Here is a 10,421-nt window from a genome sequence, read left to right on the forward strand (position 1 = left end):
GGGATCACTGCCCGACCGGCTCCAGGATCGCCACGCACTCGAAGTGGTGGGTCATCGGGAACAGGTCGAAGGCCCGCAGCGACACCGGCCGGTAGCCGCCCTCGCGGAAGAACTTCAGGTCCCGCGCGAGCGCCGCCGGGTCGCAGGCCACGTACGCGATCCGGCGCGCCTCCAGGCCGACCAGGTGGGCGACGGTCTCGCGGCCGGCGCCCGAGCGCGGCGGGTCCAGCACGACCAGGTCGGTGGCGGTGATGCCGGTGCGCGGCAGCAGCGTCTCGACCCGGTCGCACTCGATCTGCACGTTGTCCAGCGCGGCCAGGTTGTGCCGGGCGTCGACCACGGCCTGCTTGGCGGACTCGATGCCGAGCACCGCACCGTCCTCGCCGACCCGGTCGGCCAGCGCGCCCGCGAACAGGCCGACGCCGCAGTACAGGTCGAGCGCGTTCTCGCCCCACTGCGGGTCCAGCCCGTCCAGCACGGCGTCGACCAGGGTGTCCGGCGCCTCCGGGTGGATCTGCCAGAAGCCGCCGTTGCTGATCCGCCAGGTCCGCCCGGCGGCCCGCTCGCGCACGAAGCCGCGCCCGTGCACCTTGTGCACGTCGCCCTGCTCGTCCACCCGGGCGATCGACACCGGCTTGTCCAGCTCGACCAGCGGCAGCTGGGCGCCCGGCCGCGGGGTGAGCACCACCTGGCGGTCCGAGGAGCCGGTCGCGGCGATCACCTCGACGCTCGCCACCCCCGGCCAGTCGCGGGCCTCGATGCCCAGCTCGGTGACGCCCTCGGCGGCGATCAGGCAGCGGTCCACCGGCTGCACCTCGTGCGAGCGGTGCTTGCGCAGGCCGACCTTCCCGGTCCCGGCGTCGACCGCGTACTGCACCCGGGTGCGCCAGGCCGGCACCTGCCCGGCCGGAAGCTTGCCGCCGACCGGCTCGACGCTGCCGTCCCAGCCCGCCTCGGCCGGGGTGAGCCCGGCGAGCTTGGCCAGCTGCTCGGTCAGCACCGCCGCCTTGAGCTTGCGCTGCCCGCCCGGGGTGACGTGCTGCCAGTCGCAGCCGCCGCACTTGCCCGGACCGGCGAACGGGCAGGGCGCCTCGATCCGGTCCTTGGACGGCTCCAGCACCTCCACCGCGTCGGCCCGCAGGAACCGCGAGGTGGTGGTCCCGTCGGTCACCAGTGCGACGACCTTCTCACCGGGCAGCGCGTGCCGCACGAACAGCACCCGGCCCTCGTGCCGGGCCACGCAGTGCCCGCCGCCGTGCGCGACCGGGCCGACCTCGACCTCGTAGCGCTGCCCGGCCAGCGGCTCCCCGGACGGCGTCTCGGGCCGCGACGGCCGCGCGGCACCGGCGCGCAGCGCCTTGGGCGGCCGCACCGCCTGCTTGCGCGGCGCCTTCCGGCCGGCCCCGGCAGCGCCCTTCGGCGCGTCCTGGGCGGCACCCTTGCCGGCGCCCTTCGGCGCGCTCTTGCCGGAGGCCTTGCCGGCGGACGCCTTGCCTGCGGACGTCTTGCCCGCGGCGCCCTTGCCGGCGGCCGGCCCGGCGGGCTCCCGGTCCTCCCGCTCGCCCGGGACGATCGGCGCGGTGCGCGCGGTGAGGCCGTCGCGGTCGGTGGCCTCCGGACGGGCCGGCCGGCCCCAGCGCGGCCGGGAGACCTGCCCGGGCTGGGAGCCGCCCCGGCGGGCGCCCTTGCCGGAGGAGCCCGAGGAACGGGGCGGAGTGTTGCGGGTCACTGGGAGGAGTCCTTGCTGCGGTCGGAGGTGTCCCCGGCGTTCGAACCGGTGGAGACGGAATCCTTCGACTTTACGGCCTTCGGCGCGCGTGGCTCGCCACGCCGGACGGCACCCGGCGCCGACCAGGCCTTCTGCGGCTTGCGCCGCTCCGAGGACTCCAGCTGCCACGGTACCGAAGTGACCATCACACCGGGCTTGAACAGCAGCCGCCCCTTGAGCCGCAGCGCGCTCTGGTTGTGCAGCAGGTGCTCGTACCAGTGGCCGACCACGTACTCCGGGATGTAGACCGAGACCACGTCCCGCGGGCTGCTGCGCCGCAGGTTCTTCACGTAGTCCAGGACCGGCCCGGTGATCTCGCGGTACGGCGAGTCCAGCACCTTGAGCGGCACCTCGATGCCGCGCTCGTCCCACTCCCGCCGCAGCGCCGCGGTGTCCGCCGGGTCGACGTTGACCGTGACGGCCTCCAGCGTGTGGGCCCGGGCCAGCCTGGCGTACGCCAGGGCGCGCAGCGCCGGCTTGTGCAGCTTGGAGACCAGCACGATGGCGTGCACCCGGGTGGGCAGCACCACGTCGTCCGGCTCCTCGGCGGCGATGAGCTCGTCGGAGACCCGGTCGTAGTGCCGCCGGATGCCCTTCATCATCACGAACAGCACGGCCATCGCGGCGATCGCGATCCAGGCGTGGCTGATCTTGGTGACCAGGACGACGATCAGCACGGCCATGGTCATCACCAGGCCGAAGGCGTTGATCGCCCGGCTGCGCTGCATGTGGCGGCGCTTGGCCGGGTCGGTCTCGGTGCGCAGCAGCCGGGTCCAGTGCCGGATCATGCCGGACTGGCTCATGTTGAAGGCGACGAAGACGCCGACGATGTAGAGCTGGATCAGCCGGGTCGGGTCGGCGTCGAAGGCGAGGATCAGCAGGATCGCGGCGATCGCCAGCAGGATGATGCCGTTGGAGAAGGCCAGCCGGTCGCCGCGGGTGTGCAGCTGGCGCGGCAGGTAGCGGTCCTGGGCGAGGATCGAGCCGAGCACCGGGAAGCCGTTGAAGGCGGTGTTGGCGGCGAGCACCAGGATCAGCCCGGTGACGGCCGCGACGAAGTAGAAGCCGGGCGTGAAGTTGTTGAACACGGCCTCGCTGATCTGCGCCAGCGCGGTCTTCTGGTGGTAGTCCGGCGAGGTGCCGACGAGCTGTTCGGCCGGGTTCTCGGCCATCTGGACACCGGTCAGCCGGGCCAGCCAGATGATGCCCATGAACATCACGACGGCGATGCTCGCCATCATCAGCAGCGTGGTGGCCGCGTTCTTGCTCTTGGGCTTGCGGAAGGCCGGCACGCCGTTGGAGATCGCCTCGACACCGGTGAGCGCGGCACAGCCCGAGGAGAACGCCTTCAGCAGCAGGAACACCATCGCGAAGCCGGCCAGCGAGTCGTTGCCGGGAGTGGCGGCGAGGTGGAACCCGGCGCTCTCGGCGGGCATGTCCTGGCCGAGCACGAAGTGCCGGAACACCCCGTAGCCGACCATCCCGATCACGCCGACCATGAAGGCGTAGGTGGGAACGGCGAAGGCGCTCCCGGACTCGCGCACGCCTCGCAGGTTCATGCCCATCAGCAGCACGACCACGATCACCGACAGGACCGGTTCGTGGCCGCGCAGCGCGGGCACCGCGGAGACGACGTTGGCGACGCCCGAGGTGGTCGACACGGCCACGGTGAGCACGTAGTCGACCATCAGGGCGCTGGCGACCACCAGACCGGCGGCCGGACCGTGGTTGACGGTCGCGACCTCGTAGTCACCGCCACCACTGGGGTAGGCGTGCACGTTCTGCCGGTACGAGGCGACCACGGCGAGCATCACGATCGCCACGACGACGCCGATCTGCCAGGAGAAATGGATCGCCGAGGCGCCCGCGATGGAGAGGGTGAGCAGGATCTCCTCGGGGGCGTACGCGACCGAGGAGAGCGCGTCCGAGGCGAACACGGGCAGCGCGAGCCGCTTGGGCAGAAGCGTCTCGCCCAGCTTGTCGCTGCGTAGGGCGCGCCCGATCAGGATGCGTTTCGGAAGGTCAGTCGGCATAGGCACGTTAAGGAATCGTAGGGGCTCCCCGGTCAAGGCTCCGCCGTTTGTCCCCCCCTTCGTCGCGACTGCGTTCGGTGGACCGGCTAGCGTGTCGGATACGAGTCGGCGGGCAACACTCTGGTTGTCGAGCGTTGCCGGGTCGGCGCCCCCACGAGGAACCTCGTCCCGGACGACCGGGCGGGAAACGGAGCTGAACGGTGTTTGCGCAGGTCAAGGCCCCTTCGGGACGGGTGAGGTAAGCGCCGGTGCACATCGTGATCATGGGCTGCGGCCGCGTGGGCTCCGCCCTCGCCAGAGCCCTGGAGAAACAGGGCCACTCGGTGGCCGTGGTCGACCAGGACCCGACCGCGTTCCGCCGGCTGGGCGCCGGGTTCAACGGCCGCCGGGTCACCGGCGTCGGCTTCGACCAGGACACCCTGCGCGAGGCGGGCATCGAGGAGGCCGGCGCCTTCGCCGCGGTCTCCAGCGGCGACAACTCCAACATCATCGCCGCACGGGTGGCCCGGGAGAACTTCGGCGTCGAGAACGTCGCCGCCCGGATCTACGACCCCCGCCGCGCCGAGGTGTACCAGCGCCTGGGCATCCCCACCGTCGCGACGGTCCGCTGGACCGCCGACCAGATGCTGCGCCGACTGCTGCCGAGCGGCGCCGAGCCGCTGTGGCAGGACCCGAGCGGTGGCGTGCAGCTCGCCGAGGTCGCGTACGACCCGCGCTGGATCGGCCACCGGATCAGCAGGCTGGAGGAGGCCTCCGGCACCCGGGTGGCGTTCGTCACCCGGCTCGGCGAGGGAATGCTCCCCTCGCCGCAGATGGTGGTGCAGGAGGGCGACCTGGTGCACGTGATGCTGCGCCGGGCCGACCTGACGGCCGTCGAGGCCGCGTTCGCGCAGGGACCGAAGGAGGAGGGTCACTGATGCGGGTCGCCATTGCCGGGGCCGGTGCCGTGGGCCGCTCGATCGCGGGCGAGCTGCTGGAGAACGGCCACGAGGTCCTGCTGATAGACAAGAACCCCAACTCCATCTCGGTGGAGCGGGTTCCGATGGCGGAGTGGCTGCTGGCCGACGCCTGCGAGATCACCTCGCTGGACGAGGCCGCGCTCCAGCGCTGCCACGTGGTGATCGCCGCGACCGGTGACGACAAGGTCAACCTGGTCGTCTCGCTGCTCGCCAAGACCGAGTACGCGGTGCCGCGGGTGGTCGCCCGCGTGAACAACCCCAAGAACGAGTGGCTCTTCAACGAGTCCTGGGGCGTGGACGTCGCCGTCTCCACCCCGCGGCTGATGTCCGCGCTGGTCGAGGAGGCGGTCAGCGTCGGCGACCTGGTCCGCCTGATGCGCTTCAGCCAGGGCAACGCCAACCTGGTCGAACTGACCCTGGCCTCCGACACCGAGCTCGTCGGCATCCGGGTCGGCGACGTGGCCTGGCCGCAGGACACCGCGCTGGTGACCATCATCCGCGAGGGCCGGGTGCTGGTGCCGGGCAAGGACGACACCCTGGAGGGCGGCGACGAGCTGCTCTTCGTCGCCGCGCAGGAGCGCGAGGAGGAGCTGGAGCAGCTCCTCTCGGCGACCTCGGGCGCCCAGTAGCCCCGCGGGCACAGCGGAAGGGCCCGCACCCCTCGTCGGGGTGCGGGCCCTTCGCCGTCGTTCGGACCGGCCTCCCGGCCGGCCGGGAGGCGGCTACTTCGCCGGCTCCTCCTCGTCCAGCTGCGCCTTGATCGGCGGCGGCGCCTTCAGCAGGATCTGCCAGGTCACGTACATCGCCAGCAGCATCGGCGGGATGCCGAGGGCGACCTTCAGCCAGCCCAGCAGGTTGACGTTGTGGGTGAAGTACAGCGGGAAGAGGATCACCGGCTTCAGGCCCATGATCAGCACCCAGGCCCAGGTCGCCTTGGTGTAGGCGGCCAGGCGGCCCGGGTTCTCCTTGCGCCAGGTGAACATCTCGCCGGTGATCGGGCCGAGCATCACCCCGATCATCGGCCAGCGCGCCAGCGCGGAGGCCGCCAGGGCGATGCAGTAGCCGACGTTCCAGAGCAGGCCGGGCAGGTAGAAGTCCTCGGCCTTGCCGCTCTTCATCGAGATCCAGGCGCCGAGGGCGACACCGAACACCCCGCTGAAGGCGTGCTGGATGGTCTGCCGCTTCGCCAGCCGGGCCACCACGAACAGGGCGCTCAGGCCCAGCGCGGCCCAGGCCGAGGTGCTGACCTGGTGGGTCAGGTTGTAGGTGACGATGAAGACCAGGCCTGGCAGCGTCATGTCGATCATGCCGCGCACGCCGCCGAAGGCCTGGAGCACGGTGTCGGCGGCCTCCTTGGAGGCGGCCCTGCGGGCGGCCTCCGCGTCCGCGGGGTCGACGGCCAGGTCGAGCTGGGCGGCGGCCTCGCCGCCGGGCTGGTTGCTCACGCTCATTCGCTCCCGTGTCCGACCGGACGCAGCTCATAGCGGGGGTTGAACAGCACGCGGCGCCCGCGTGCGTGACCGATGCGGCCGCTGGCGACCAGCCGGCGGCCGGGCTCTATCCCTGCGATCGAACGGCGGCCGAGCCAGACCACGTCCAGCGCCTCGGTACCGTCGAAGAGTTCGGCCTCCAGGGCGGGCACACCCGCCCGGGGGCGCAGCGTCACCGTGCGCAGCGTGCCCGCGACGGTGACCAGATCACGGTCCCCGCAGCCGGCGATCGGCGTGCAGCCGGACTCCGCGGCGATCTCCTGACGCAGCTCCTCGGCGTCCAGCTCCTCGGCCGAGGAGGTCAGCCGGCTGAGCATGCGGCGGAACCGCCCCTGCGGCTGGCCGCTGCTGTTGTCACCACTCATGTCGGAAGGGTACCGGGTTCCGGCCCCCCGGCGGCAGGTCGCTCGACCGCCGGGGGCGGCCGGGGTCAGCTCTCGAACCGGTATCCCATGCCCGGCTCGGTGATGAAGTGGCGCGGGTGCGAGGGGTCGCGCTCCAGCTTGCGGCGCAGCTGGGCGAGGTAGACCCGCAGGTAGTTGGTCTCGGTGCGGTACGCCGGGCCCCACACCTCCTGCAGCAGCTGGGTCTGGCTGACCAGCCGCCCGGCGTTGCGGACCAGTACCTCCAGCAGGTGCCACTCGGTCGGGGTGAGGCGGACGTCGGCGCCGTCCCGGTTGACCTTCTTGGCCGCGAGGTCGACGGTGAAGGACTCGGTGACGACCAGCGAGTCGGCCTCCCCGGCCACCGGCTCGGCCCGCCGCACGGCGGCCCGCATCCGGGCGAGCAGCTCGTCCATGCCGAACGGCTTGGTGACGTAGTCGTCGGCGCCGGCGTCCAGGGCCTCGACCTTCTCGTCCGAGGCGTGCCGGGCCGACAGCACGATGATCGGCACCCGGGTCCAGCCGCGCAGGCCGCGGATCACCTCGACCCCGTCCATGTCGGGCAGGCCCAGGTCGAGGACGACCACGTCCGGATGGCGGGCCGCGGCCAGCTCCAGGGCGCTCGCGCCGTCATGGGCCGCGTCCACCTCGTACTTGCGGGCCTTGAGGTTGATCACCAGCGCGCGGACGATCTGCGGTTCGTCGTCCACGACGAGGACCCGGGTCATGTGCGGGCTCCGCCTTTCGGGGCTGTCTGACTTACGGACTGGGGACTGGCTCTACGACTTTCGCTGCGGCGCGCGGCCCCGGGGAGGGGCGCCCGGCCCGGCCGGTGCGCCGCCGGTTCTCAGGTGATCAGCTCCGGGAGCGGACCGCCACCCTCGCCGCCCGGCTCCCCCGTTTCGGGCGGCCGGTCGACCACGGGCAGGCTGACGACCATGGTGAGGCCGCCGCCCGGGGTGTCCTCGGCGGTGACGGTACCGTCCATCGCCTCGACGAAACCGCGCGCCACCGCGAGTCCGAGGCCCACCCCGGCACCGCGCGGCGCGTCCCCGTACCGCTGGAACGGCGCGAAGATCTTCTCCTTCGCCTCTTCCGGCACCCCCGGGCCGCGGTCCACGATCCGCAGCTCGACCCGGGCCGGCCGCCCCGGCCGCCGCAGCTCGTCGGCCTTGACCAGCACCTTGACGCCGTCCGGGCTGTACTTGACGGCGTTCTCCACCAGGTTGGCCAGCGAGCGCTCCAGCAACCCGCCGTCGGCCCGGACCATCGGCAGCGTCTCCGGCACCTCCAGCCGGACGGACTCCAGCGGCACCCCGCCGAGCGCGAACGGCACCACCTCGTCCAGGTCGGTCTCCTGGATCAGCGGGGTGACGGTACCGGTCTGCAGGCGGCTCATGTCGAGCAGGTTGTTGATCAGGTGGTCCAGCCGGTCCGCCCCGGCCTCGATGCCGGCCAGCAGCTCGGCCTCGTCCTCCGGGTCCCAGTCGACGTCGGCCGAACGCAGCGAGCTCACCGAGGCCTTGATGCCCGCCAGCGGGGTGCGCAGGTCGTGCGAGACCGCCGCCAGCAGAGCCGTCCGGATCCGGTTGCCCTCGGCCTCCCGGCGGGCATCGGCGGCCTCCCGGGCCAGCCGGCGGCGCTCCAGCACCACGGCGGCCTGCGCGGCGAACGCCCCGAGCAGGCGCCGGTCCGCCCCGGGCAGCACCCGGCCGCGCAGCACCAGCGCCAGGCTGTCGCCGACCGGGACGTCCACGTCGGCCTCCTCCGGCCGCCCCGGCGGGCGCGGGCCGGCGGAGGCCACCGGCACCCAGGGCGCGAGCGGATCGGGCCGCTCCAGCAGCGCGGCGCTCTCCTGCCCGAAGGTCTCCCGCACCTGTTCCATCAGCGCGGTGAGCACCCCGTCGCCATTGGGCGCGCCGCGCAGCACCGTGCCGGCCAGCGCGCTGAGCGTCTGCGCCTCGGTCTGGCTGCGGGCCGCCTGCTGGGTGCGCCGGGCCGCGAGGTCCACCACCGACGCCACCGAGATGCCGACGATGGTGAATATCGCCACCGCCATGATGTTCTGCGGCTCGTTGATGGTGAAGGTGTGCAGCGGCGGGGTGAAGTAGTAGTTCAGCACCGAGGAGGCGACCAGCGCCGAGCCGATGGCCGGCAGCAGCCCGCCGACCAGCGCCGCGCACACCGTCAGCGACAGGAACAGCAGCATGTCGGTGGAGAGCCCCAGCCCGCCGATCGCGGTCAGCACGATCGCCAGCACCGGGGGGCCGACCAGCCCGATCAGCCAGCCGGCGACCGTCCGGGTACGGCCCAGGTCGGTGATCCGGCGGACCGGTATCTTGCCGCGCCGCCCGTGCCCGGCGTGCTCGTGGGTGACCATGTGCACGTCGATGTCCCCGGCCTCCCGGGTCACCGTGGTGCCGACGCCCGGCCCGTACAGGTACTGCCAGGCGGGCCGCCGACTGGTGCCCAGCACGATCTGGGTGGCGTTCACGCCCCGGGCGAAGTCCAGCAGTCCGCCGGCCGGGTCGTCGCCGAGGACCGCGTGGAAGGAACCGCCGAGGCTCTCCACCAGCACGCGCTGCTCGATCAGCGTCTGCGGCGAGCCGGAGCCCACCAGCCCGTCCGAGCGGGAGATGTGCACGGCGAGCAGCTCACCGCCGGAGACCCGAGCGGCGATCCGGGCCGCCCGGCGGATCAGCGTCGCCCCCTCGGGCCCGCCGGTCAGGCCCACCACGATCCGCTCCCGGGCCTGCCAGGTGCCCTCGATTCCCTGCTCGGCCCGGTACTTCTGGAGGTACTCGTCCACCCGGTCCGCGGTCCACAGCAGCGCCAGCTCGCGCAGCGCGGTCAGGTTGCCCGGACGGAAGTAGTTCGCGAGGGCGGCGTCGATCTTCTCCGGCGCGTACACGTTGCCGTGCGCCAGCCGCCGCCGCAGCGCCTGCGGGGACATGTCCACCAGCTCGATCTGATCCGCCCGCCGGACCACCTCGTCCGGCACGGCCTCGCGCTGGCGCACCCCGGTGATGCCCTCGACCGCGTCGCCGAGCGACTCCAGGTGCTGGACGTTGACGGTGGAGATCACGTCGATCCCGGCCGCCAGCAGTTCCTCGACGTCCTGCCAGCGCTTCTCGTTGCGGCAGCCGGGGACGTTGGTGTGGGCCAGCTCGTCCACCAGGGCCACCTGCGGGCGGCGGGCGAGGACGGCGTCCAGGTCCATCTCGGAGAAGCGGGCGCCGCGGTGCACCACCTGCTGGCGCAGCACCACCTCCAGCCCGGCGACCATGTCCGCGGTCCGTCGGCGGCCGTGGTCCTCCACGAACGCGACCACGACGTCCGTGCCACGCTCCTGGCGCCGGTGCGCCTCGGCGAGCATGGCGTACGTCTTGCCGACCCCGGGGGCTGCCCCGAGGTAGATGCGCAGCCTGCCTCGTCCCATGAGCACCATTCTTGATCCGACCCGGCCCGGAGGACACCCCCGGACACCTGTTCCCCTTGCCTTCGAGACTACGGTGTGCGACGCGATTTTCCGCTGATCAGTGCGCTGATCAGGCGGTTTTAGCGGCATATTGACGGTGGACCAGCCACTCGGCGGGGGTCGTCCGGGAGGGTTCGGAGGCACCGGAGCCGGCCTGTCGGGCCCGTCCGGCCCGGAAATGCGAAAAGCCCCTGATCCGAGTGGATCAGGGGCTTTTCTGAATAATTGTTCGGCGGCGTCCTACTCTCCCACAGGGTCCCCCCTGCAGTACCATCGGCGCTGTAAGGCTTAGCTTCCGGGTTCGGAATGT

At 72.4% G+C, this 10,421-nt stretch carries 8 protein-coding genes and 1 rRNA gene; 2 read left to right on the forward strand and 7 right to left on the reverse strand.

Annotated features, from left to right (window positions below):
* Nucleotides 1–4: 4 nt before the first annotated feature.
* Both ACZ6EM_RS35875 and ACZ6EM_RS35880 read right to left on the reverse strand, forming a co-directional pair.
* Nucleotides 5–1,354 (reverse strand): class I SAM-dependent RNA methyltransferase, encoded by a 1,350-nt coding sequence (locus ACZ6EM_RS35875; RefSeq protein ID WP_387695368.1) that lies wholly within the window; start codon nt 1,352–1,354, stop codon nt 5–7.
* A gap of 371 nt (nt 1,355–1,725) precedes the next feature.
* Nucleotides 1,726–3,801, reverse strand: coding sequence for an APC family permease (locus ACZ6EM_RS35880; RefSeq protein ID WP_380546579.1), 2,076 nt, complete (start codon nt 3,799–3,801; stop codon nt 1,726–1,728).
* A gap of 248 nt (nt 3,802–4,049) precedes the next feature.
* On the opposite strand from ACZ6EM_RS35880, the gene ACZ6EM_RS35885 reads away from it, so the two are divergent.
* Together ACZ6EM_RS35885 and ACZ6EM_RS35890 are read left to right on the forward strand one after the other, a co-directional pair.
* A complete protein-coding gene (locus tag ACZ6EM_RS35885) occupies nt 4,050–4,718 on the forward strand; it encodes a potassium channel family protein (RefSeq protein WP_359909907.1) in 669 nt (222 codons plus the stop codon).
* Nucleotides 4,718–5,389, forward strand: a complete 672-nt coding sequence (locus ACZ6EM_RS35890) for a potassium channel family protein (protein WP_359909904.1) — start codon at nt 4,718–4,720, stop codon at nt 5,387–5,389. The genes ACZ6EM_RS35885 and ACZ6EM_RS35890 overlap by 1 nt, the downstream gene beginning before the upstream one ends.
* A 93-nt stretch (nt 5,390–5,482) precedes the next feature.
* On the opposite strand, the gene ACZ6EM_RS35895 is transcribed toward ACZ6EM_RS35890, so the two are convergent.
* The 5 genes from ACZ6EM_RS35895 to rrf all read right to left on the reverse strand — a co-directional run.
* Nucleotides 5,483–6,205: a DUF3159 domain-containing protein gene (locus tag ACZ6EM_RS35895; RefSeq protein WP_359909901.1), complete on the reverse strand. Its 723-nt coding sequence runs from the start codon at nt 6,203–6,205 to the stop codon at nt 5,483–5,485.
* Nucleotides 6,206–6,207: 2 nt separating this feature from the next.
* The gene (locus tag ACZ6EM_RS35900; RefSeq protein WP_359909898.1) at nt 6,208–6,615 is read right to left on the reverse strand and encodes an OB-fold nucleic acid binding domain-containing protein; all 408 of its coding nucleotides are present in this window, start codon (nt 6,613–6,615) and stop codon (nt 6,208–6,210) included.
* 65 nt (nt 6,616–6,680) lie between these two features.
* A complete protein-coding gene (locus tag ACZ6EM_RS35905; protein ID WP_049657530.1) occupies nt 6,681–7,361 on the reverse strand; it encodes a response regulator in 681 nt (226 codons plus the stop codon).
* A gap of 119 nt (nt 7,362–7,480) precedes the next feature.
* Entirely contained in the window at nt 7,481–10,072 is a 2,592-nt protein-coding gene (locus ACZ6EM_RS35910; protein WP_452180499.1) for an ATP-binding protein, read from the reverse strand.
* Nucleotides 10,073–10,338: 266 nt separating this feature from the next.
* Nucleotides 10,339–10,421, reverse strand: a 5S ribosomal RNA gene (gene rrf, locus ACZ6EM_RS35915); the annotation flags it as partial.

The sequence above is a fragment of the Kitasatospora sp. NPDC041917 genome (assembly GCF_055589745.1).